A 23,972-nucleotide genomic window follows, 5' to 3' on the forward strand; every position below is an offset into this window, starting at 1 on the left:
CTGAGCAGGGGGTGCGGAGTTTCAGTTTCAACGATCCCCATCACAGTGCGGGGCGGGTGTCACCCGCATGCCTACGGTGGCTGCGAGGCGATCGCGGGGCGTCGATGCTGGGGGCATGAGGATCGGTGGGCCGCAGGACGACGCTGAGGTTCGTGACAGTGGGGGGCGGCCCGGGTGGCGGCGTCGCGCCACGGGCTGCTGCATGGTGCTCGGATTGCTGGTGTCGGCGGTTGTGCTCTTCCGGCTGGGGCTGTCGGATGCGCTGCGGGCGCTGACGTTTGACGGCCGCGTCATGGGGGCGGTGTTCCTGGCGAGTGCGGTGGTGGAGTTGGCCGCGGCCGGGGCTGTCTTCGACTTCTGGGGCCGGCGGGTGATGCGGTACGCGGGGCAGGCGGTCCTGCTGGGTGTGAGCATTGTGACGATGACGAGCTTGGTGCTGTTGGTGCTCCAGTGGGAGGGGGGATACCTGGCGGGGTGGTTCTGGCTGTGGACGGGCCTGGTGGCATGGGCGGTCTGGGCCGTGTGGGTGGTGGCCCGGGAGAAGGTCTGGCGGGGGGTGCCGCATCCGCGGAGTTTCGCCACCGGGGTGGCGCTTTCTGCGCTGATCGGTTCCGCGAGCGTGACGTATTCGGCGATGTACGTACCGTACGTGGCGCCGCCCAAGGTGCCGTTCATGGTGTCCTTCGGGAAGCCGGTGCTGAATCCGGACAGGAAGCGGTTATACGTGCCAGCCCACTTCACGTTCCGCAATGAGGGGTCGGTGAGCATCTTCGTGATCGGGACGCTGTGGTCGGCGCAACTGTGGCGGTCCGCGTTCCGTGCGCAGGGGACGGAACGCAATGAGTGGCGGTGGGAGCTGGGCGAGGGCTGGGACACCAACCGGCAGGAGGAGTTCAACGCCGATCCCCGCCTGCTGGCGGCGGGGCAGATCTCCAACGCGGGCTCCCGGCTCGACCCGGGTGACGACTTCTCCAAGGAAGCCGTCGTCGAGGTGCCGCTGGAAGCCGGGCAGGGGCGGGTAGAGCTGTCCGCGTCGGTTTCGTTCATCCGAGCCGACCGGTGCAAGCTCGCCAACAGCTACGAGGGATCGATCGAGCGTTCGTGGAATGCAGATTCGCCGAGGCAGGAGCACGTGCGGAATGCTCCTGCGTGGCTGACCGCGAAAGGTGACGACTACTTCCGCTACCAGTCGAGGATCTATCGGAGCAGTGAGGTGATGCGGATGACGCAGGCGCCGGACTGGGCCTCGATGTGGTGGGTAATCCCAAAGGGAAACGACGCAATCCCGTTCATGCAGGTGCATATTTCCCGGCATCCCGACGGGCGGGAAGTGCTCAGTGAGGACGAGCAAGAACCGTACGGGATGAAGACCTTAGATCACAGCGTCGACCAGCCGGTGGCCGTGCTGCGGCGGGCTGCCGGGACTTGACGGCCCACCGTCCGCCGGGGCTCCGGGGCGGCACTGCCCGAAGAGGGCCGCTGGCCGCATGGGCGCAGCTGTGGGCGTAGCGTGGGGAGACGAGATCCCCGGGCTTGAGCCCGGGGACACCACCATGGAAGTAGCGCAACGCTTCATCGCCTACCGGTTGTTGCAGCCGCAGATGCCCTGCGGGGTACACCAGCTCTCGCACGCGTAGCACCAGACGGCCCCTGGGTACGGCGGGGTGCGCTGGCCGGCACGCGACCGGCTGTCGGCTTGGGCGACAGAATCTTCGAGCCTGGCGACGTGCTCGGCCGTGTGAGAGTCAGGGGCGGACTGGTGGGCGGGGGCCATCTTGGGTCTCCGGACAGGGGCGGTTGGACTGGGTCGGTCGCGTTCGGCCATGACCTTGTCCAGCGGCCCGTAGCGTTCCCTCATCAGCCGTTCGAACAGCTCGGGGTCGGCGGCGTGATCGGAGCGGTAGCTAGTGGTCACGTGTCTTCTCCTGAGTACGCGGGGACCCGCCCGGCCTGGCGGCTTGGGCGGGTCCATTCGCGGGTGCGTGGAGCGGCGTCCCCGTGTGGCGCCGCATGGGCGGTGCCGGTGTCTGGCGGGTAGGGCGCGGGGGGTTTGCCACCCGCCAGACACCGTTGGGGGATGCCGCATGCCACGGCATTACTGACGGCCCGGTTCCGCGGCTGCAGCCGTTCCCGATCAGCCAGCAGAACGTATCACGGTCGAGTGTTGTGGCACATCTATCGGGTGCAATCGAGACAGGTGACCTTGCGGTCGCTGCTGTGCTCCAGCCGGTCGACGGTCGGGGCCGGGTAGGCGGCACATGCCGTGGTGAAGTGCTCGCGGTCACCGGCATACCGGGCCGCGTGGACAGTGCCGTCGGGCTCGACTGCGCGACGCGGGTACTCGGCGCGGGCCTCGGCGTCGGCCGCAGGCGCATCGGCCTGGCCGACCCACAGGACGGCGCCGAAGCCGTAGCCGTCCAGGGCGTCGGTGCCGCAGGCGTCGGGCTCGTCGACGAGGAATAGTGCGTCCTGATTGATCTTGGCGCGGGCGCCGAAGTCGGCAGGCTTCATGCGCCGCCAGTCGGGGCCGGGGGTGCTGTCGCTCACGGGGCTTCCCTTCGATGGATGGGTACGGCACGGCCCCCGGCGAGGCGGACCGTGCCGGGTCAGACCGCGGCGGGCGCGGCCGGCTTGGCCGCCGCCTTCTTGGCAGGGGCCTGCGGCTTAGGGGTCCGCGACTTCGACGCAACGACGCGCTTGGCCGGAGTCTGCGGCTTCGGCGCAACGGGCTTGGCCGGGGCCTGATGCTCGGCCTGGGCGGCGGGCTCAGCGGGGACCTGGGGCTTGGCGGGGGCGGCGAGGCTCTTGTGCTCGGCGTCGGGGTTCAGGACGATCTCGCGAGCTTCGGCGTGCGCCTTGGCCTGCCGCAGGTTCCAGCGGGCCTTCTGCACCGCGTCGGCCACACGGCCCATCTGCTCCATCCGCTTACCGACCTCGCCCTCCAGGGCCAGGGCCAGCTTCATCGGGTCGGCCTTGCCCAGGTCCTCCAGCAGGCCGAGCACCTGCTCGATCCGGTCGATGTTCTTGCGCGTGGTGGCGCGCTCGCGCTGCCGCTCCTCGCGCTCCTCGGGGGCCATGTCCTCCACAATCATGGTGACCGTCTGCCCCTGCTGCTGGCGCAGCGCGAACGCGAAGTGGACCAGCTCGTTGTCGCCGGCGAAGGCGCCCTTGGCCCACTTCTTCATGACCGCGGCCTGGTTGCCAGGGGTGAGGGCCGCGATCTGCACGGCGGCCTGGGTACCGATCGCGCCCGAGTTGACGTGCTGCTGTACTTCCTCGGTCAGGTCAAGCAGGGCCAGGCGCAGGTTCACGTAATGCGTGGACTTGCCGAACTCCTTTGCGACGGCGCCCACTTCGGCGTCCCCCTCCTCGTCGAGGATCCGGCGGAACGCCTTGGCCTCCTCCATCGGCGTCATGTCGGCGCGGTTGATGTTCTCGGCGACCGACCGCTTGAAACGCTCCAGAACACTCATGTCGTCGTCGGTGACGATGCACTTGACGTGGGTCAGCTCGGCGAGCTCGTGAGCGCGCCAACGGCGCTCACCCGCGACGATCTCGTAGCCGTCGGCGTCGCGGCGGACCTCGATCGGTTGCATCAGGCCGAACCGCTTGATGGACTCGGCGAGTTCTTGCAGGGCGTTGGGCTCGAAGAACTCGCGGGGCTGGCGCTCGTTACGGTGGATCTCGCTGATCGCGAGGGACTGGATCGTCACGGCTTCACTCCAAGAGGCCTGGTCGGGTGGGGGCGCTTCCCCCTCTCACTCCTCTTATTTTAGCTGCAATGATGATCTTGGGTCAGATTTTTTCGGGCGATTTTCGCAGGTCAGGACATGCGTCGGGGCGGACATCGAAGGATGCCCGCCCCGTCACATGCGGAGGGTGTTCAGCCGACCTGCTCCAGCGCCACCACGTCGCTACAAGGATCGTCCCGCGGCCCCCCGTCGACCACCACGGCAAGCGCGCGCAACGCTACCGCGGCCTCACTGGCATTCAGAGTTCGGCGGCCGGACTGCTCGGCCTCCATCGCGCGTCTCCGAATGCGAGCCGGATCGATCGCCACTGCATCCCTCCCCTATGACGGTCCCCCGCCTTCGATCTCAGCCACCAACCCCGCCCCCAAGGCTCCCCCGCCGGGCACCGGCGACGTACTACCAGGTGGTGTCGGCTGGCTGGACCTCAGCGGTGCTGGCGGTACCGCTGTCGCCAACCGAAGCGGCCCAGGTCGTGTCCTGGGCACCGCTGCTGTAGCTATCACCGGCCTGCACGGACCAGGTGGTGTCCTGAGCTTGGATCCGACTCGATTCGGCGCGCCCGAGCCCCACGCCAACGAGCGCAGTCAGCGCGGAAAGGACGACGATCGAAGCAGTGCGGAGCACGCGATTGATAAGCACTTGTTCCCCTGAGGTTTGATGGCCTTAGCTGACCGGGCAGCACGGGAGGGCAGCGATAACTGGCCGGTCCGGCCGACCAGTTGCCATGTTCGCGCCATGCGGCCGTCATATGACACCCTGTAACGGGTGTGAAGGAAGTGCAAGGCGCGACGTCACCGCACTTTCACCAGACCTACAAATCAGGGGTTGGAAAGGTGCCACAAGTTCCTGACCTGCCGGACCTGTCCGATGACATGGCGGCCATCTACCAGCGCATACTGCACGGCGAGTCAGTGCCGCCCGGGACGCCCGGATTGACTGAACTACTGGCCGGCGGCCTGGTGGCAGTGAATCGCCTCGCAGGCCAGGACACCTACAACGCCATCGAGCCGAGGTATGCCGCCCTGCAAGTGACACGGCAGATTCATGCCCAAATAGCTGCCGTTTCGACGTACACGGGCGCTCTGCCGGGTTTGCTTGCCTCGCTCCAGGACCAATTCGAGGCGGCCAGACCGCCGCACGACGCGATCCAGCACCTCAAGGGTCGTGACGTGATCAACGAGCGCATCGACCACGAGCACAAGGCTATCCGCGCCGAGATCCTCACCGCACAACCTGGCCAACGCACGCGTGCGGATTTGGAGTACTCCTATGACCGCGATCGCAGCGCCCTTGAGCAGGGCTTGTCCATGCGCACGCTTTACCACAGCTCAGTACGCCGCGTACCCACAGTCGGCGACTGGGCGAAGGCCATAGCTGCGGCCGGTGGAGAGATCCGCACGTTCAACGGCCGCTTCCCCCGCAGCATCATCTTCGACCGCCGTGTGGCGTTCGTTCCCGTGCACACCGGCGAGGACGAACCTCCCGCCGAAGAGGCGGTCATGATCTCCGATCCGCTGGTGGTCGCGCGGATCGCCTATTCTTTCGAGCTGTTCTGGGAGCGCGCCGAACCGTGGTTCGGCGGAAGCCGCGGCGAGGACATGGGCGTGACGACGACGGCCACCCAGCGGGCGATTCTGCGCGAGCTATGTCTAGGCCGCACACAGGCGCAGGCTGCAAAGAACCTCGGGATCGGCCCATCCTGGGTCAACGAGCAGCTGGGCCAACTCCGCGCGAAGCTCGGTGTGGAGACGCTGAACGAGGCCATCTATTGGTGGGCGACCTCACCCGACCACGCAGTGCAGGACTGACCTTGCCGGCCCGCCCGTCTACGCGGCGAGTTCGCTGTGCCAGGTCAGAGTGACCCGGTCATCCACATCACGTACCCCGCGCGCCCGCGCGGGGTAGACCTGCACCTTCTCCAGCATCAGCACGACCAGGGACCGCTTGGATCGGTGCGGTGCGTGCTCCCACCAGCGCGCCAGGTCCTGGACGCCGCCGATCGGCACATCCACGGCCTGCTCCAGGTACCGCAGCCGCGCCCGGCACTTCTTCAGGCTGTCCCCGATCCGCCGGTCCGCTGCGACGAATGCGGCCCGCGACAGAGCGCCCTTTTCGTACGGCTCGGCAAGCTCGGCCCGCGACTTCTCCAGGTCGTTGATCTGGCCGCGCACCTGGTCGGCCTCGGCGGCCATGTTCGCGCGGGCCGACTCCAGCGCGGCGCGCGCACCCGGGCGCGCCAGTTCACCGAGAACGCGCTCGGCGACGTATTCCTCAAGCAGCGACGCGGTGATGCGGACCTTGCCGCATCCGCCGCGCCCCTCGAAGTTGGTCGGACACCGGTAGGACGGCGTGCCCGCGCTGGTGCGACCACCGGTCAACTGCTGCGCGCACTGACCACATTCACCGAGCCCGCCCGTCAGCAGGTACTCGTAGTCGTCCTCCCGGCGCTGACCACTGCGGACGCTACCAAGCCGACTGGGACGATTCTCCTGTAGCCATAGGAACTCTTTTGGTTCGATCAGCCTCTCCAGGCCGGTCTCGCGCAGCTCGCCAGAGTTAGGATCGCGCTCCAGTCCGGCGATCGCCGGATTGTCCAGCAGGCGGCCGAGCGTCATGGAATTCCACGCGCCGCCCATCGTGCCGCGGTGGCCCTCAGCCGTCATCCAGGCCGCGACATCGGCCTGCGACTGGCCAACGCGGATACGGCTGACAGCCTCACGTACGACTTGCCGCTCGTCGACGCGGACACGCGTCCGTGCCTGGTTGTCGAAGCCGTACAAGCGCGGCATGCCAGTTCCCCATCACTCAGCGGGCTGCGGCCGTTCGCGCCGCAGCGAGCCAATCCCCAACGCCTCCCACAAGGCAGCCGTCGGTATGCGGATGGTGCTACCCATCATCAGCGTCCGCACTGGAAACTGCCCCAGCTTGATCAGGTCATACGCCTTGTTGTGACCTATCCCCAACGCGCGGGCTGCGGTCACGACGTTGACCGTTGCGGGCAGTGCCAGAACTTCTTCCAGGCTCATCCCGCGGTGGTCGGTAGCCGGAGTGCTAATCGTCGCCATATTCGTTGTCGCGTTCTCCCCCGCGCCAACCTGCGCACACGATACACGGGCAGCGCCGGGCCGTGCCCGGCAACATCGGTAACAATGAGTGCCGAAAGTGATAAGTGAGCGTGGGGGTGGTCAGGTGTTCGAGGACAAGACGTTCAAAAGGTGTGCCTGCAAGGGGCCGTTGACGGACGAGGATGGAACGCCTGTCCTCGACGCAGACAGCAAGCAGAAGATCGGCCACCTGGAGCGCGCCTGCCCCCGGCTGAAGGAACGCAGCCACGGCTCGTGGTACTACCAGATCGAACTGGAGCGCGACGGCACCGGCAAACGCAAGCGCGCCCGAGAGGGCGGCTTTGCCACCCAGGCCGAGGCCGCAGCCAAGGCCGAGGAGGTCTGGCGGGCCTCCAAGGCCGGAGTGAACGTCCTGTCGGACGAGACGGTCGCCGAGTTTCTGGCCCGGTGGCTCAAGAAGAAGAAAACAGAGCTGAAGCGAACCACCGCCCACGAGTACGAACGCGACATCCAGCTGTACCTGGCGCCGCACCTCGGGGCACTGAAGATGCGCAACTTACGCGCCCGCCACGCCCAGGGCATATTCGACTGGATCGTCTCCGACAACGAGCGCCGAGTGGAGCGCCGGGCCAAGGTCGCCGAACTCAAGGAGGCGGCCGACAAGGCGTCCGCCGCCTGGCGTGAGGCGGCGACCGGCACGCCGGACGAGAAGAAGGAGAGGGCCCGCCTGCGGGCGGTGTGGACGGCAGCCCGCGACGAGTACCTGGCCCAGCGCAAGAAGCTGCAGCGGACCACCGGCCCGGCCACCATGGTCAGCATCAAGGCCACCCTGTCGTCCGCGCTCAGCGACGCGGTGAAGGAAGAGCTGATCGCCAAGAACTACGCGGCGCTCCTGACCCTCCCCAAGGTGACCAGGCCTCGCGCGCTCGCCTGGACCGCCCCGCGCGTCGCCCGCTGGAAGCGCACCGGGGAGAAGCCGTCCCCGGTCATGGTGTGGACGCTGCAGCAGACCGCCGAGTTCCTGGACTTCATCGTCGCCGACCGGCACTTCCCCGCCTGGCACCTGGTCCTCTTCCACGGCCTGCGCCGCGGCGAGCTGGCCGCGCTCGCCTGGGACGAGGTGGACCTGGCCGAGGAGGTCATCCACATCAGCGAACAGCTGGTGTCGATCTCGTACGAAGTCCATGAGGACGACCCGAAAGCCGACAGCGTCCGTGACATCAAGCTCAACCGGGACTCGGTGATGCTGCTGAAGGCGTGGCGCAAGAAGCAGACCGCCGAGCGCAAGAAGTGGGCGAAGGCCGGCGTGCCCGCCGAATCCGGCAACCGGGTCTTCACCAAGGAAGACGGCTCGGCGTACCACCCGCAGTTCTTCACCGACCGCTGGGACCGGCTGGTGGAGCTGTCCGGGCTGCCGCCGATCCGGCTCCACGACGGCCGCCACGAGGCGGCGAGTCTGGCGCTGGCCGCCGGCGTCGCTCCGAAGGCGGTGCAGGCGATGCTCGGGCACGCGTCGATGCGGATGACGACTGACACCTACCAGACGGTGTTGCCCGAGATGCACGCCGCCACGGCCTCGGCGTCCCTGGACCTTCTCACCGCGTACCGGGCGAAGGAGAAGAAGTCCGCGAAGAAGGCCAAGAAGAAGGCGAAGAAGAAGACCAAGGGACAGGCCGATGAAGCGGCCTGACAGAGCCTGGGGCCAGCCTCGCCCCCGCACGGGCCCCAGCTTGGCCCCATCGACCCTATTTCAAGATCGACTAAGGCAGTGGTTTAGACCATAAGGCGATCAAGGAAAGCACAAAGAGCCAGGTCAGAAGCTATGACCTGGCCCTTTCCAATGGAGCCGCCTTCGGGATTCGAACCCGAGACCTACGCATTACGAGTGCGTTGCTCTGGCCATCTGAGCTAAGGCGGCGCGCTGTCCGCACCATGGTGCGATCAGCAACGTCGGTAAGTCTACACAGTTTCCGGGGGTGCTCCGAACACACCCCGGAAGCCCCGCTTCCGGGGTGGACGGCGGCAGCTACTTGCAGCGTTTGCCCTGCGTGGGAGGCGTTCCGTGCAGCAGGTAGGTGTCGATCGCGGAGTCGATGCAGGCGCTGCCGCGGCCATAGGCAGTGTGGCCGTCGCCCTCGTAGGTGAGGAGGCGGGCCGAGGCGAGCTGGTGGGCGAGGGACCGGGCCCAGCGGTACGGGGTCGCCGGGTCGCGGGTGGTTCCGACGACGACGATCGGGTCGGCGCCCTTCGCCTCGATGCGATGCGGCTCACCCGTGGGCTTCACCGGCCAGTACGCGCAGTTCAGGGCGGCCCAGGCGAGGCCCTCGCCGAAGACCGGGGACGCCTTCTCGAAGGACGGGAGCGCCTTTTCCACCTGCTCGGGGGTGGCGAAGGCGCCGGGGAGGTCGAGGCAGTTCACGGCCGCGTTGGCCGACATCAGATTGGCGTAGCGGCCGTCGGGGTCCCGTTCGTAGTAGCTGTCGGACAGGGCGAGCAGGCCCGCGCCGTCGTTCTCCTTCATCGCCGTGGTCAGCGCCTCGCGCAACTGCGCCCAGGTGCTCTCGTCGTACATCGCCGCGATCACGCCGGTGGTGGCGAGGGCCTCGCCGAGCCGGCGGCCGTCCGGGTCGCCGGTGGGGATCGGGTGCGCGTCGAGCTTGCGGAAGAAGGCCGTGAGGTTCTCGCCGACCTTGGCGGGAGCGGTGCCCCTCCGGCCGAGCGGGCAGTCGGGCCGACGTGCGCAGTCCTTCGCGAACGACTGGAACGCCGTCTCGAAGCCCGCCGTCTGGTCCAGGTTCAGCCGCAGGGCGGGCAGCGACGGGTCCATCGCGCCGTCCAGGACGAGCCGGCCCACCCGGTCCGGGAACAGGCCCGCGTACGTCGCCCCGAGGAACGTCCCGTACGACGCCCCCACGTACGTCAGCTTCCGGTCGCCGAGGATCGCCCGCAGGATGTCCATGTCGCGGGCCGCCTCCACGGTGGAGACGTGCCGCAGCAGCCGCGGCGAGTGGGCGCCGCAGCCTTGCGCGAACTCCTTGTACGCGTCGACGAGTTCGCCGGCCTCCCGCTGGTCGTCGGGGGTGGTGTCCGTCTGCGTGTACGCGTCCATCGCCCGCCCGTCGAGGCACTCCACGGGCTCGCTGCGGGCCACGCCCCGCGGGTCGACGGCGACCATGTCGTAGCGGGCGCGGACCTCGGCGGGGTAGCCGATGCCGGCGTACTGCTGGAGGTAGCCGACCGCCGAACCGCCCGGTCCGCCCGGGTTCACCAGCAGCGAGCCGAGCCGCTTGCCCCGCCCCGTCGCCTTCTTGCGGGCGACCGCCAGCCGGACGTCGCCCGCGCGCGGCTCGGCGTAGTCGAGGGGCGCCTTCATCGTGGCGCACTCGAAGCCGGGGACGCCGCAGCCGTGCCAGCTCAGCTTCTGCCCGTAGTACGGCGAGAGCGCCGACGGCGTGGCCCGCGGCAGCGCGGCGAGCGCCGCGACGGCCGTCGAACCGGCGGAACTCGTCGACCCTCCGGCGGAGCAGCCGGAGACGAACAACGCGGCGAGCGAGAGCAGGGTGACGCCGGTACGGAGCCTGCGGGGGGAGCGCCTGAAGTACATCCAGCGAGCGTAACTCTGCGCGACGCGCCGAATGCCGTACGTACGGGAACCGCCACGGACGAGCTACCCCGTCAACCCGCCGTCGACCATCACCCTCCCCCGTCGCCCCATGATCGATCCCTCGGGCGACGTCACCCGGCTCTGAGTGCCATCGTCATCGCCTCCACCGCCAGCAGCGGAGCCACGTTGCGATCGAGGGCGTCTCTGCAGGCGGCGATGGCCTCGATGCGGCGCAGGGTGGTCTCCGGTCTGCTGTCGCGGGCGAGCCGCTCCAACGCGTCCTCGGCGTCCGCGTTGGCGATCGCGACACGGGAGCCGAGCTGGAGGGCGAGGACGTCGCGGTAGAAGGCGGTCAGGTCGGTGAGTGCGAGGTCGAGGCTGTCGCGCTGGGTACGTGTCCTGCGACGCTTCTGTTTGTCCTCCAGGTCCTTCATCACGCCGGCCGTGCCGCGCGGCATACGGCCGCCCTGGGCCGCGCCCAGGGCGGCCTTCAGCTCCTCGGTCTCCTTGCCGTCCATCTCCTCCGCGAGCTGCTTGGCGTCCTCGGTGGCCGCGTCGACCAACTCCTGGGCCGCCTTGAGGCAGCCACCGATGTCCCCGATGCGCAGGGGCAGCTTCAGCACGGCCGCGCGGCGCTCGCGGGCGGCGGGGTCGGTGGCCAGGCGCCGAGCCCGGTCGACATGCCCCTGTGTCGCCCGGGCGGCGGCCGCGGCCACGGCCGGCTCGATGCCTTCGCGCCGTACGAGCATGTCGGCGACGGCGTCGACGGAGGGCGTGCGCAGGTTCAGGTGCCGGCAGCGGGAGCGGATGGTGGGCAGCACGTCCTCCAGGGAGGGGGCGCAGAGCAGCCAGACCGTGCGCGGGGCGGGCTCCTCGACCGCCTTCAGGACGGCGTTGGCGGACTTCTCGTTCAGCCGCTCGGCGTCCTCGACGAGGATGACCTGCCAGCGGCCCGTGGCGGGCGAGGTGTACGACTTGCGGACGGTGTCGCGCATGTCCTCGGCGAGGATCTGCGAGCCGACGGCGGCGACGGTGCTGACGTCGGCATGGGTGCCGATGAGCGCCGTATGACAGCCGTCGCAGAATCCGCAGCCGGGGGCGCCGCCGAGGGCCCGGTCCGGGCTCACGCACTGCAGTGCGGCGGCGAACGCCCTGGCCACCTGGGCGCGGCCGGCGCCGGGCGGGCCCGTGAACAACCAGGCGTGCGTCATCTTCGACGCCTCGGGTGGCGGCATGGCGGAGGTGGCCGCGGTGACGAGCGCGTCGGCGTCCCGAGCGGCAGCGGCCAGCTGCTCACTCACCTTCTCCTGCCCGACGAGGTCGTCCCACACGGTCATGCGTCACGCCGCCCTTTCGTCACGTTTCGCGTTGCGGGTTCCATTGTGCGGGGACCCACTGACAATCGAGCGGCGAGCCGCGCAACGCTCAGCGCCGACGTCCCCGGCCCCCGCCCCGGCCGCCTCGGCCCCCGTCGTGGCCGTGGTCGTGGCCGTCGTCGTCCCGGTGTGGGCCGAGCAGTTCGTCCGCCAGCGAGGGCAGGTCGTCCAGCGGGGTCTCCTCGGCCCAGTCCCGCCGGGGCCGCTGCCGGGGCGTGCCACTCTCGTCGATCTGCGGCAGCTCGCGTGTACGGTCGTCGCCGCCGTCCGGCCGCGGCCCACTCCGCTCGTCGCGGAAGTACCCCGGCGGCACCCGGTCCGAAGGGCTGTCGTCGCGCACCGGAGGCAGTACGGCCGTCTCGTCTTCGGAGCCCTGACCGCGCACCGGAGGCAGCACCGCCGTCTCGTCCGCAGCTCCCGGCGGCACCGAGGGCTGCGGCAGCTCGGCCGTGACCTCGGCGTCGGTGCCCGCGGACGGCCGGGAGGGCTGCGTCTGCTCGGGTTCCTTGTCCATCCGGACCGGCGGGAGCACCGCGGTCTCGTCCACCGGCCCGCCCGACGCGTTCGTCGGCGTCACCACCGGCGTCGGCATGGTCGTCGCCTCCGGCGGGACCGCCGGGGTCGCGGGATTCACGGTCGTGGTGGGACGCGGCGGCTTCGGGCCGACCTGCGCCGCCGCCGCGGCCTGCTCCGCCGCTCGCCGTGCCGCCTCGGCCCGCAGCAGCGCCTCCTCGGCCTTGCGCTGCTTCTCCAGACGCAGCGCCTCGGCCTCGGCGCGCAGCCGCGCCTCCTCCTCGGCCTGCTTGCGGCGGCGCTCCTCCTCCGCCCTGCGGCGGGCCTCCTCCTCGGCGCGGGCCTTCTCCTCCGCGAGGAGCCGGACCCGCTCCTCCTCGGCACGCCTGCGTGCCTCCTCGGCGCGCAGCCGGGCCTCCTCGGCCTGCCGTTCGGCCTCGCGCCGCTGCGCCTCCTCCAGCTCGCGCCGCTTGCGCTCCTCCTCCTCGGCGCGCAGCTTGGCGAGCTGCTCCTGGCGCTCGCGCTCCAGGCGCTCCTCCTCGGCCTTGCGGGCGGCCTCTTCCTCGGCCTTGCGGCGGGCCTCCTCCTCGGCCTTCTTGCGCGCCTCCTCCTGGGCCTTGATCTCGGCCTCGGACAGGGGCAGCAACTGGTCGAGGCGGTGCCGGACGACGGCCGTGACGGCCTCCGGCTCCTGAGCCGCGTCGACCACCAGGTAGCGGCCCGGGTCACTGGCGGCCAGCGTGAGGAAACCGGAGCGCACGCGCGCGTGGAACTCGGCCGGCTCCGACTCCAGCCGGTCCGGGGCCTCCGTGAAGCGCTCGCGGGCGGCCTCCGGGGACACATCCAGCAGAACCGTCAGATGCGGCACCAGGCCGTTCGTCGCCCAGCGCGAGATCCGTGCGATCTCGGTCGGGGACAGGTCGCGGCCCGCGCCCTGGTACGCCACGGACGAGTCGATGTACCGGTCGGTGATCACCACCGCACCGCGCTCCAGGGCGGGCCGGACGACCGTGTCGACGTGCTCCGCGCGGTCCGCCGCGTACAGCAGGGCCTCCGCGCGGTTCGAGAGCCCGGCGCTGGAGACGTCCAGCAGGATCGAGCGCAGTCGCTTGCCCACGGGCGTGGCCCCCGGCTCACGCGTGAGGACGACCTCGTGGCCCTTGGCCCTGATCCACTCGGCGAGCGCCTCGGCCTGGGTGGACTTGCCGGCGCCGTCACCGCCTTCCAGGGCGATGAAGAAACCGCCCGCGGCCGGGGTCTGCACCGGGTCGTCGCCGCCCAGCAGCGCGTCCCGCAGGTCCTGTCGCAGGGGGACGCCGGAGCGGTCGTCGACCTTGGCCAGCACCAGGGCGGCCACCGGCAGGAGCAGCGCGCCGACGAGCATCAGGGTGAACGCGGCGCCGCCGTGCGCGAACACGAACTTGCCGTTGTCCAGCCGGTGCGGCCCGATGAGAGCCGCCACCAGCGGGGCGATCACCGCGCCCAGCGCCACGACGACCCGCACGACCGCGTGCAGGTGTTCCGTCGTCCGCGTCCGGCGGTGTTCCTCCGTCTCCTGGTCGAGCAGCGTGTGCCCGGTATTGGCGGCGACGCCCGCGCCGACGCCGGCCAGGGCCGAGATCAGCAGCACGCTGGTGACGTCCGGGACGAGCCCGGCGGCCAGCAGCGCCACGCCGGTGAAGGCGATGGCCAGCGCGAGCAGCCGGCGCCGGGACAGCGCCACCAGCACTTTCGGCGCCGTACGCACGCCGACGCCGACGCCGCCGGTCAGCCCGAGCACGAGCAGCCCGAACAACACCGGACCGCCGCCCAGGTCCTTGGCGTGCAGCACGGCCACGGCGACGGCGGCGGAGATCGTCCCGGCGACGGCGGCGCAGGCGAGGACCAGCAGCGGGATCGCGCCAGTGCGGCCCGCGTCGACTCCGGAGGCCGCCCGGGGTCGGCGCAGTCCTTCGAGCGGCGACCGCGCGCGCGGGGTGCGCACCGAGGGCAGTTCGAGGAACGTCACGATGGACAGGGAGCCGGCGAACAGTCCCCCGGCGACGTAGGAGGCGAGGGCCGCCTGGTGCTGGCCGAACCAGTCGATCCCGGTGCCCAGAAGATTGTTGAACAATGCCGCGACGACCAGGGTGGCCGCACCCAGCGGGATGGTCACGAAGCCCGTGCGCAGCGAGAGGCGGCGCAGGGCGTCCATGTGGTCCGGCAAGGGGCGTACGGTCGCGCCCTCCAAGGGCGGGGCGGGCAGCAGTGCCGGGGCCGCGCTCTCGCGGGCGACGGTCCAGAACCGCTCGGCGACCCCGGTCACGAACACCGTGACGAGCAGCAGGGCCAGCGCGTCGTCCGGCGTCCAGTCGATCCACAGGGGCGCGACGATCAGCAGCGCGGCGCGCAGGCCGTCGGCGCCGACCATGGTCCACCGGCGGTCGAGCGGGCCGTCCGGTGAGGTCAGTGACGTCAGTGGGCCCAGAAGGACGGCGCCGAAGAGCACCGTGGCCAGAATGCGCACCCCGAAGACGATCGCCACTGCGAACGCCACGCCCCGGTAGCCGCCTCCGAAGGAGCCCTCGGCGATGGCTGTCTGGAGGACGAGGAGGACGAACACCAGGAGGGCGAGGGCGTCTCCCACACCGCCCACCAACTGCGCGCTCCAGAGCCGTTTGAGCTGCGGCTCGCGCAACAGGGCGCGCACGGCGCGCTCTCGGGAGTCCGCCACCAGGGCGTTGTCCGGGGCCGGGTGGTGGGCCGTTGGCTGCTCGGCTCGCGTCATGCATTCAGCCTATCGGCCGCGACTGACAGTCCGGGGCCCGCGTCCACGCGTACGACCGCCCCGACACCAAAGTGATGCCGGGGCGTTCGTTTCGCGAACCCGCTGTGAAGGAACCGTGGCGCGGCTCAGCCGTGCGATCGGTCTCCGACGGAGCGATCGAGCGCCAGTCGTCCGACGAGCGCCCAGCCCTGCGACGAGCGGTCGGTCCTTCGACGAGCGGTCAGTCCTCCGAGGGTGACGGGGAAGCCGTCGCCGTCTTCGCGACCGTCTTCTTCGCCGCTGCCGTCGTCTTCTTCGCGGTGGTCGTCTTCGCGGCCGTCTTCTTGGCAGCGGTCTTCTTGGCCGGGGCCGCCTTCTTCGCCGTCGCCTTCTTCGCGGGAGCCTTCTTGGCCGTCTTCTTGGCCGGCGCCTTGGCACGCTTCTCGGCGAGCAGTTCGAAACCGCGCTCCGGGGTGATCTCCTCGACGCTGTCGCCGGAGCGCAGGGTCGCGTTGGTCTCCCCGTCGGTGACGTACGGCCCGAAACGACCGTCCTTGACGACGACCGGATTTCCGCTGACCGGGTCCGCGCCCAGCTCCTTCAGCGGCGGCTTGGCGGCGGCCCGGCCACGCTGCTTGGGCTGGGAGTAGATCTCCAGCGCCTCTTCGAGGGTGATCGTGAAGAGCTGGTCCTCGGTCTGCAGCGACCGCGAGTCCGTGCCCTTCTTCAGATAGGGCCCGTAGCGGCCGTTCTGCGCGGTGATCTCCACGCCCTCGGCGTCGGTGCCGACGACCCGCGGCAGCGACATCAGCTTGAGGGCGTCCGCCAGCGTCACCGTGTCCAGGGACATCGACTTGAACAGCGAGGCCGTACGCGGCTTCACGGCGTTCTTGCCGGTCTTCGGGGTGCCCTCCGGGAGCACCTCGGTGACGTACGGGCCGTAGCGGCCGTCCCTGGCGATGATCTGGTGGCCGGACTCCGGGTCGGTGCCCAGCTCGAAGTCGCCGCTCGGTTTGGCGAGCAGTTCCTCGGCGAGCTCGACGGACAGCTCGTCGGGCGCGAGGTCCTCGGGGATGTCCGCGCGCTGGTGGCCCTCGGAGTCCTTCTCGCCGCGCTCGATGTACGGGCCGTACCGCCCGACCCGCAGCACGATGCCGCTGCCGACCGGGAACGACGACACCTCGCGCGCGTCGATCGCACCCAGGTCGGTCACGAGTTCCTTGAGGCCGCCGAGGTGGTCCCCGTCGCCGTTGCCGGCGTCGGCGGCGCCGCCGTGGCCCGTACCCGTGCCCTCACCGAAGTAGAACCGCTTCAGCCACGGCACGGACTGCGCCTCACCGCGGGCGATGCGGTCGAGGTCGTCCTCCATCCTGGCGGTGAAGTCGTAGTCGACGAGCCGCCCGAAGTGCTTCTCCAGGAGGTTGACCACGGCGAAGGACAGGAAGGACGGGACGAGTGCCGTGCCCTTCTTGAACACATAACCGCGGTCGAGGATCGTGCCGATGATCGACGCGTACGTCGACGGGCGGCCGATCTCGCGCTCTTCGAGCTCCTTGACCAGCGACGCCTCGGTGTAGCGGGCCGGGGGCTTGGTGGCGTGCCCGTCGACCGTGATCTCCTCGGCGGACAGCGCGTCGCCCTCGCCGACCTGGGGCAGGCGGCGCTCGCGGTCGTCCAACTCGGCGTTCGGGTCGTCGGCGCCCTCGACGTACGCCTTCAGGAAGCCGTGGAAGGTGATCGTCTTGCCGGAGGCGCTGAACTCGACGTCCCGGCCGTCGGCCGCCGTGCCGCCGATCTTCACCGTGACGCTGTTGCCGACCGCGTCCTTCATCTGGGAGGCGACCGTCCGCTTCCAGATCAGCTCGTAGAGCTTGAACTGGTCGCCGGTCAGGCCCGTCTCCGCAGGCGTGCGGAAACGATCACCCGAGGGGCGGATCGCCTCGTGCGCCTCCTGCGCGTTCTTGACCTTCCCGGCGTACGTACGCGGCTGGGCCGGCAGGTAGTCGGCGCCGTACAGCTGCGTGACCTGGGCGCGGGCGGCGGAGATCGCCGTCTCGCTCAGCGTCGTGGAGTCCGTACGCATGTACGTGATGTAGCCGTTCTCGTACAGCTTCTGCGCGACCTGCATGGTGGCCTTCGCGCCGAAGCCGAGCTTGCGGCTGGCCTCCTGCTGCAGCGTCGTCGTACGGAACGGGGCGTACGGCGAGCGGCGGTATGGCTTGGACTCGACGGACCGGACGGAGAAGTTCGTGTTCTCCAGGGCGGCGGCCAGGGCGCGGGCGTTCGCCTCGTCGAGGTGGAGGATGTTCGCGCTCTTGAGTTGTCCCAGGGAGTCGAAGTCGCGGCCCTGCGCGACCCGCCTGCCGTCGACAGTCTGCAGGCGGGCGACCAGCGACGACGGGTCCGACGAGTCTCCTGTGCGGCCGGTCGCGAAGGTGCCCGTCAGGTCCCAGTACTCAGCAGAACGAAACGCGATGCGCTCGCGTTCCCGCTCGACGACGAGTCGCGTCGCGACGGACTGGACGCGGCCGGCCGACAGGCGCGGCATGACCTTCTTCCACAGAACCGGCGAGACCTCGTAGCCGTAGAGACGGTCGAGGATGCGGCGGGTCTCCTGGGCGTCGACGAGCTTCTGGTTGAGCTGGCGCGGGTTGGCGACGGCGGCCCGGATCGCATCCTTGGTGATCTCGTGGAAGACCATCCGCTTGACGGGGATCTTGGGCTTGAGGACCTCCTGGAGGTGCCAGGCGATCGCCTCGCCCTCCCGGTCCTCATCGGTGGCGAGGAAGAGCTCGTCGGACTCCTTGAGCAGGTCCTTGAGCTTCTTGACCTGGGCCCGCTTGTCTGCGTTGACCACATAGATCGGCTGGAAGTCGTGTTCGACGTCCACACCGAGGCGGCGGACCTCGCCCGTGTACTGGTCCGGCACCTCCGCGGCGCCGTTGGGGAGGTCGCGGATGTGCCCGACGCTGGCCTCGACGATGTAGCCGGGGCCGAGGTAACCCTTGATCGTCTTCGCCTTGGCAGGCGACTCGACGATCACGAGTCGGCGGCCGCCCTTCGCGGTCTCGCTGGTCGGGGACAACTTCGCTCTTCTCTCCGGTCGACGCTGGGGCCTCCCCAGGCCTTGCTCCCGGGGTCGGGTCATGGTGACGCTGCGGAGTGTGACGGTACATCCCGCCCCCGTGTCAAACGGGAAAAGCCCGCAACGGCCACTCGAACGGTAACCCGACTACCGCCATTCCTGCCGCCCGGAGTACCGACCGGCCCTTTTCCGTACGACCGGAACGCGTCCTCTCCTTTACCGGCGTGACCACGCTCACTCGGTCCGCACGGGGTCCGGCGCGATCCTCGCAGTCCGGCGCGAAGTCGGTCTCGGAGACGGCCCCGAAGACGCTCGGGACGTGGTCCCGGAGGTGGATTCAGAGGCGGGTGAAGCACCAGGTTCCGACGGCCAGCGCGACGATCGCGGCCACCGTCGCGAAGGTCGCCGATGCGACGGGGCTCACACCGTGGGCCACGGGTTCGCGGTGCCGCACCCGAACCGCGGTCCACATCAGCAGCGCGCCCCCGAACAGCACGAACACCGTTCCCGCGAAGACCGCCGGCCCACTCTCCATGATCGTCCGCGCCCCTTCTCTCCCACCCGCGCATGCCCCAGCCCCGGGAGGCTGTCACGCGCGGGCGGCGCCCCGGCGAACCCGAGGTGAACGCGGGGACTACGGGCGGGGTCCGGGGTTGAGGGTCGGGGGTTGGTCGGGGGCTCCCTGGTGCTCTGGCTGCGTGGTTCGCTGGTTCTCTGGCTCCGTGGTTCTCTGGTTCTGTGGGCCGGGTCCGGAATCATCCGGCTCCGCCGGACCCGCCGGAATCCGGCCGGTCACTCCGCCGGTTCGAGGAACCCCTGCTCCACCAGCAGGCGGATCTGGGCCGGAGTGCGGTCCCGCAGCAGCACCGGGTCCTCCCCCACCAGTTGGGCGATGGCGTCGAGAATCCGGCCGGCGGTCAGCGAACCGTCGCACACGCCCGCGAAGCCGGCGCCGACCGTGTCCACCTTGGTGGCCCGGCGCATGCCCCGGTGCTGGCGCAGCACGACGTGCTCCGGGTCCTCGGCGCCGGGCAGCCCGACCTGCTCCTGGACGACCTCCGTGACCAGCCGGAAGCGGCCGGCGAGCAGGGCCGCGTCGTCGTGCGCGCGCAGGTAGTCGAGCCGTTCGAAGTGCGCCACGACCGTGTCGCCGAGCGGCTGTTCGACCGGATGCGGCCACTCCTCCACCGTGATCACGGGCTCCGCGGCCGTCGTCCTGCGCAGCGTGATCCAGCCGAAGCCGACGGCCTTCACCTTGCGCGCCTCGAACTCGTCCAGCCATGCGTCGTAGTGCGCCTGGTACGCGGCCTCGTCGCCCCGGTGGTCGCCGGCGTCCCTGAGCCAGAGCTCGGCGTACTGCGTGATGTCCTGCACCTCGCGCTGCACGATCCATGCGTCGCACCCGCGCGGCACCCATGACCTGAGCCTGTCCTGCCAGTCCTCCCCTTCCACGTGCTGCCAGTTGGCGAGGAACTGTGCGAACCCGCCGTCGTTCAGCCGTTCCCCCGCCCCTTGAACGAGCGAGCGGCACAGATCGTCCCCGCCCATCCCGCCGTCCCGGTAGGTCAGGCGGGCGCCGGGCGAGATCACGAAGGGCGGGTTCGACACGATCAGGTCGTACGTCTCGTCGTCCCGGACCGGCTCGAACAGCGAGCCCTCGCGCAGATCCGCGGCCGGGGCTGCGGAGAGCGCGAGCGTGAGCGCCGTGATGTGCAGGGCGCGTGGGTTGACATCGGTCGCCGTCACGCGCGTGGCGTGCTGCGCGGCGTGCAGCGCCTGGATGCCTGAACCGGCGCCGAGGTCGAGGGCAGCGGAGACGGGCGTGCGGACGGTGATGCCGGCGAGGGTCGTCGACGCGCCGCCCACACCAAGGACGACGCCCTCGTCCTTGGTGCCGATGCCGCCGGCGCCGCCGACCGCGCATCCCAGGTCGGAGACGATGAACCAGTCCTCGCCGGCCGGCCCGCCGTACGGCCGCACGTCCACGGTCGCGGCCACCTCGTCCTCCCCCGTGGGGAGGAGCCAGCCGCTCTCCACGCACGCGCGTACGGGCAGGAACGCCTCCACGCGCGCGTGCGGCACGGGCTGCTGGAGCAGGAAGAGTCGGACGAGTGTCTCCAGCGGAGTGTCCCCGCGGGTCGCGCGCAGCGCGGGCACGGTCTCGCTGCGGGCCAGGGCCGCGTAGGCGGGGGCGCCGAGCAGTTCGAGGAGACCGTCCGCGGTGAAGGAGGCCGCGAGCAGGGCCTCGCGCAGCCGCAGGGCGACGTCGGGGCGGTCGACGGAGGGCAGGGAAGACTGGGTGGCGTTACTCACGCCCCCCATTGTCTCCCGTCCCCCCTCACCCGTCCGGACGACAGCCCCTGTCGTAGAGGCGCGGCCTCAGATCGTCGTGGCGTCTCAGATCGTCGTGGCGTCTCAGCTTCTCGTTGCGTGTCAGCTTGTCGTGGCGCGGGCCGAGGCGGAGGTGGCTACCTTCTTGCAGCTGTCCTGCTTGGCCATGGCGTCCTTGACGTCGCCCTGCTCGAGGTTCTTCAGCGCGGTGTTTCCGCTCTTGCTGAGCTTGCCGAGGTCGGTGGCGATGTCCTGCAGGCCGTCGGCGAACTTCCCCTGGTCCTTCGTGTCCAGCGCGTCGACCTGCTTCTTCAGGGCGGCGTAGGAGGTCGAGAGGGTGGTGAGCGCCGAGACGGCGTCCTTCTGCTTCTTCTCGCCCTCGTCGACGCCGGGCGGCGACCCGGCCTTCTGGACGGCCTGGGCGAGCGCGCTGTAGGCGTCGGACATGTCCTGGAATGCCTGCGAGTCGGTCTTCTGGACGTTCGCCGGGGCGTTGTTGTCCGTGGCGGCCTGCTTGATCGCGGCGTTGGCCGCGTCGACCTTCGCGTCCTGCGCGGGGAGCGCGTCGCAGACCTGCTTGGCCCAGGCGTCGAGCTCCTTGTTTCCGTCATCACTGCTGCATCCGGACAGCGCCAGTACCAGTACCGCACCGCCGGACAGTGCGGCCGCGAGCTTCTTGTTCACCGGATTGGTCCCTTCCATGGCTCTCGGCCCCGGAACATACACGCCAACCACACGACACCCCCAGGGCGAATGTTCTCTATGCAGCCTTTTGAAGCCATTTGCACCAAGAGAGAGAAGGCTCACGACACGGGCACACGAGCGACACAGCAGGCGGACGACGCGTCAACACGCGCCGTCCGCCCGCCGTTTGAACTGGGAAGGGGTGAGCAGATCTACGAAACCACCGCCGGATCGGGCGACTTGGACGCCGTTCCTGCGTTGTCTTCGTCACCTACGGCGATGCCGCGCCGCTTGGACACGTACACCGCGACCACGATGACGGCGAGCGCGAGGACCGCGATCACGATCCGTACGCCGACGCTCTTGTCGTCGCCGTAGCTGAACTTGATCACCGCGGGCGCGATCAGCAGCGCCACCAGGTTCATGACCTTCAGCAGCGGGTTGATCGCGGGACCGGCGGTGTCCTTGAACGGGTCGCCGACCGTGTCCCCGATCACCGTGGCCGCATGGGCCTCGCTGCCCTTGCCTCCATGGTGACCGTCCTCGACGAGTTTCTTGGCGTTGTCCCACGCGCCGCCGGAGTTCGCGAGGAACACCGCCATCAGCGTGCCCGAGCCGATCGCGCCCGCCAGGAACGAGCCGAGCGCGCCGACACCGAGCGTGAACCCGATGAAGATCGGCGCCATGACGGCGAGGAGTCCGGGGGTGGCGAGTTCGCGCAGGGCGTCCCGGGTACAGATGTCGACGACCTTGCCGTACTCCGGCTCCTCGCTGTAGTCCATGATCCCGGGGTGCTCGCGGAACTGCCGCCGCACCTCGTAGACCACGGAACCCGCCGACCGCGACACCGCGTTGATCGCCAGTCCCGAGAAGAGGAAGACGACCGCCGCGCCCGCGATGAGGCCGACGAGGTTGTTGGGCTGCGAGATGTCCATCATCAGGCTCATCGGCGCGCCGGCCCCGGAGAGCTTCTCGCCGACGTCCTGCGCGCCGGTCGTGATCGCGTCCCGGTACGACCCGAAGAGCGCCGACGCCGCCAGTACGGCGGTGGCGATGGCGATGCCCTTGGTGATGGCCTTGGTGGTGTTGCCGACGGCGTCGAGGTTGGTGAGCACCTGCGCGCCCGCGCCTTCGACGTCGCCGGACATCTCGGCGATGCCCTGTGCGTTGTCGGAGACCGGTCCGAAGGTGTCCATCGCGACGATCACACCGACCGTGGTGAGCAGACCGGTGCCGGCCAGCGCCACCGCGAACAGCGCGAGCATGATCGACGTACCGCCGAGCAGGAACGCCCCGTACACGCCCAGGCCGATCAACAGGGCGGTGTAGACGGCCGATTCGAGCCCGACGGAGATCCCGGCGAGGACGACGGTGGCGGGGCCGGTCAGCGACGACTTGCCGATGTCGCGCACCGGGCGGCGGGTGGTCTCGGTGAAGTAGCCGGTCAACTGCTGGATGACGGCGGCCAGCAGGATGCCGATCGCGACCGCGACGAGGGCGAGGACGCGCGGGTCGCCGCTCTTGCCCTGGATCGCGGCGTCGGTGACACCGTCGAGGTCGGCGTACTTGCCGGGCAGGTAGACGAAGACCGCGACGGCCACCAGCACCAGCGAGATCACCGCGGAGATGAAGAAGCCCCGGTTGATCGCGGACATGCCGCTGCGGTCGGCGCGACGCGGGGCGACCGCGAAGATGCCGACCATGGCGGTGAGCACGCCGATCGCGGGCACGAGCAGCGGGAAGGCGAGCCCGGCGTCCCCGAAGGCCGCCTTGCCGAGAATCAGCGCGGCGACCAGGGTCACGGCGTACGACTCGAAGAGGTCGGCGGCCATGCCCGCGCAGTCGCCGACGTTGTCGCCCACGTTGTCGGCGATGGTCGCGGCATTGCGCGGATCGTCCTCCGGAATGCCCTGCTCGACCTTGCCGACCAGGTCGGCGCCGACGTCGGCGGCCTTGGTGAAGATGCCGCCGCCGACCCTCATGAACATGGCGATGAGGGCCGCACCGAGTCCGAAGCCCTCCAGCACCTTCGGCGCGTCGGCCGCGTACACCAGCACCACGCAGGCGGCGCCGAGCAGACCGAGCCCCACCGTGAACATGCCGACGACGCCGCCCGTACGGAATGCGATCTTCATTGCCTGGTGCGAGACGGTGGTGAGATCCTTTTCGGGTTCTCCTTCTGCCGGCGTCGCTTCTCGGGCCGCCGCGGCGACGCGCACATTACTGCGCACGGCGAGCCACATGCCGATATAACCGGTGGCCGCTGAGAACGCCGCGCCGATCAGGAAGAAGATCGATCGTCCGGCGCGCTGTTTCCAGTCGTCCGCGGGCAGCAGCATGAGCAGGAAGAACACGACGACGGCGAATACGCCGAGTGTGCGCAACTGCCTGGCCAGATAGGCGTTGGCGCCTTCCTGGACCGCCGCCGCGATCTTCTTCATGCTGTCGGTGCCCTCGCCGGCCGCGAGCACTTGACGCACTAGCACGCCCGCGACCACGAGCGCAGCCAGCGCCACGACCGCGATGACCACCACGAGCAGGCGGTTGCCGTCGGTCAGCACGGCGGCTGCGAGGGTTGTGGGGTGGTCCAACCGCTGAGGGGTAGAAAGCCCCGCCATTCGTCCTCCTTGACGCTTGGGCTGAGCTCAAGATGTGGACGGATTGTAGGTACCGCAACCTGATCAAAACAGTGCGCGGTAAACGGAATTCGTCGTCGCACGCAAAACCCGCACGATCGCGTGCGGTAATGCCTTCAAGGCATTGTCGTTCGTGAATTGGTTCACGATATTCGTGGCGAAGATTCACTCGTCAAGATT

The 23,972-nt window shown here is 69.7% G+C and carries 17 protein-coding genes and 1 tRNA gene; 3 read left to right on the forward strand and 15 right to left on the reverse strand.

The features are described 5' to 3' along the window. Positions 1-202: 202 nt before the first annotated feature. Positions 203-1,429: a hypothetical protein gene (locus ACZ5SK_RS14115; RefSeq protein WP_468576036.1), complete on the forward strand. Its 1,227-nt coding sequence runs from the start codon at positions 203-205 to the stop codon at positions 1,427-1,429. A 150-nt stretch (positions 1,430-1,579) separates the two neighbouring features. On the opposite strand, the gene ACZ5SK_RS14120 is transcribed toward ACZ5SK_RS14115, so the two are convergent. From ACZ5SK_RS14120 to ACZ5SK_RS14135, 4 genes are all read right to left on the reverse strand, one after another. Continuing rightward, positions 1,580-1,915 carry a hypothetical protein gene (locus tag ACZ5SK_RS14120; RefSeq protein ID WP_334578209.1) on the reverse strand — a complete coding sequence of 112 codons (336 nt, stop codon included), beginning with the start codon at positions 1,913-1,915 and terminating at the stop codon, positions 1,580-1,582. Between the two features lie 260 nt (positions 1,916-2,175). Beyond that, complete coding sequence (locus ACZ5SK_RS14125) at positions 2,176-2,547, reverse strand: hypothetical protein (protein ID WP_334578210.1); 372 nt, start codon at positions 2,545-2,547, stop codon at positions 2,176-2,178. Positions 2,548-2,606: 59 nt separating this feature from the next. Then, positions 2,607-3,713 carry a ParB/RepB/Spo0J family partition protein gene (locus ACZ5SK_RS14130; protein ID WP_334578211.1) on the reverse strand — a complete coding sequence of 369 codons (1,107 nt, stop codon included), beginning with the start codon at positions 3,711-3,713 and terminating at the stop codon, positions 2,607-2,609. 170 nt (positions 3,714-3,883) lie between these two features. Beyond that, positions 3,884-4,060 carry a hypothetical protein gene (locus ACZ5SK_RS14135; protein WP_334578212.1) on the reverse strand — a complete coding sequence of 59 codons (177 nt, stop codon included), beginning with the start codon at positions 4,058-4,060 and terminating at the stop codon, positions 3,884-3,886. A 459-nt stretch (positions 4,061-4,519) separates the two neighbouring features. Between ACZ5SK_RS14135 and ACZ5SK_RS14140 the strand changes: the two genes are divergently transcribed. Then, positions 4,520-5,560: a hypothetical protein gene (locus ACZ5SK_RS14140; protein ID WP_334578213.1), complete on the forward strand. Its 1,041-nt coding sequence runs from the start codon at positions 4,520-4,522 to the stop codon at positions 5,558-5,560. A gap of 18 nt (positions 5,561-5,578) precedes the next feature. On the opposite strand, the gene ACZ5SK_RS14145 is transcribed toward ACZ5SK_RS14140, so the two are convergent. After that, positions 5,579-6,541 (reverse strand): recombinase zinc beta ribbon domain-containing protein, encoded by a 963-nt coding sequence (locus ACZ5SK_RS14145; RefSeq protein WP_468576037.1) that lies wholly within the window; start codon positions 6,539-6,541, stop codon positions 5,579-5,581. 12 nt (positions 6,542-6,553) lie between these two features. Further along, the gene (locus ACZ5SK_RS14150) at positions 6,554-6,778 is read right to left on the reverse strand and encodes a DNA-binding protein (RefSeq protein WP_334578215.1); all 225 of its coding nucleotides are present in this window, start codon (positions 6,776-6,778) and stop codon (positions 6,554-6,556) included. Positions 6,779-6,986: 208 nt separating this feature from the next. Here ACZ5SK_RS14150 and ACZ5SK_RS14155 point away from each other — a divergent pair, with 208 nt between their 5' ends. After that, the gene (locus tag ACZ5SK_RS14155) at positions 6,987-8,507 is read left to right on the forward strand and encodes a tyrosine-type recombinase/integrase (protein ID WP_361704411.1); all 1,521 of its coding nucleotides are present in this window, start codon (positions 6,987-6,989) and stop codon (positions 8,505-8,507) included. A 151-nt stretch (positions 8,508-8,658) separates the two neighbouring features. Here the strand turns inward: ACZ5SK_RS14155 and ACZ5SK_RS14160 are convergent. The 9 genes from ACZ5SK_RS14160 to ACZ5SK_RS14200 form a co-directional block, all read right to left on the reverse strand. Next, positions 8,659-8,735, reverse strand: a tRNA-Thr gene (locus ACZ5SK_RS14160). Positions 8,736-8,843: 108 nt separating this feature from the next. Next, positions 8,844-10,421, reverse strand: coding sequence for an alpha/beta hydrolase (locus ACZ5SK_RS14165; protein WP_334578239.1), 1,578 nt, complete (start codon positions 10,419-10,421; stop codon positions 8,844-8,846). Positions 10,422-10,552: 131 nt separating this feature from the next. Next, entirely contained in the window at positions 10,553-11,758 is a 1,206-nt protein-coding gene (locus ACZ5SK_RS14170) for a DNA polymerase III subunit delta' (RefSeq protein ID WP_319672393.1), read from the reverse strand. 88 nt (positions 11,759-11,846) lie between these two features. Continuing rightward, positions 11,847-15,077 carry a dTMP kinase gene (tmk, locus tag ACZ5SK_RS14175; RefSeq protein WP_334578240.1) on the reverse strand — a complete coding sequence of 1,077 codons (3,231 nt, stop codon included), beginning with the start codon at positions 15,075-15,077 and terminating at the stop codon, positions 11,847-11,849. A 220-nt stretch (positions 15,078-15,297) separates the two neighbouring features. Continuing rightward, positions 15,298-18,141 carry a type I DNA topoisomerase gene (topA, locus tag ACZ5SK_RS14180; RefSeq protein WP_457495149.1) on the reverse strand — a complete coding sequence of 948 codons (2,844 nt, stop codon included), beginning with the start codon at positions 18,139-18,141 and terminating at the stop codon, positions 15,298-15,300. A gap of 337 nt (positions 18,142-18,478) precedes the next feature. After that, positions 18,479-18,676: a hypothetical protein gene (locus ACZ5SK_RS14185; RefSeq protein WP_334578242.1), complete on the reverse strand. Its 198-nt coding sequence runs from the start codon at positions 18,674-18,676 to the stop codon at positions 18,479-18,481. 257 nt (positions 18,677-18,933) lie between these two features. After that, the gene (locus ACZ5SK_RS14190; protein ID WP_468576040.1) at positions 18,934-20,463 is read right to left on the reverse strand and encodes a DUF7059 domain-containing protein; all 1,530 of its coding nucleotides are present in this window, start codon (positions 20,461-20,463) and stop codon (positions 18,934-18,936) included. 111 nt (positions 20,464-20,574) lie between these two features. Next, complete coding sequence (locus ACZ5SK_RS14195; RefSeq protein WP_334578244.1) at positions 20,575-21,174, reverse strand: small secreted protein; 600 nt, start codon at positions 21,172-21,174, stop codon at positions 20,575-20,577. 194 nt (positions 21,175-21,368) lie between these two features. Further along, entirely contained in the window at positions 21,369-23,774 is a 2,406-nt protein-coding gene (locus ACZ5SK_RS14200) for a sodium-translocating pyrophosphatase (RefSeq protein ID WP_468576041.1), read from the reverse strand. Positions 23,775-23,972: the final 198 nt, after the last annotated feature.

This window comes from Streptomyces sp. NPDC031474 (assembly GCF_055581185.1).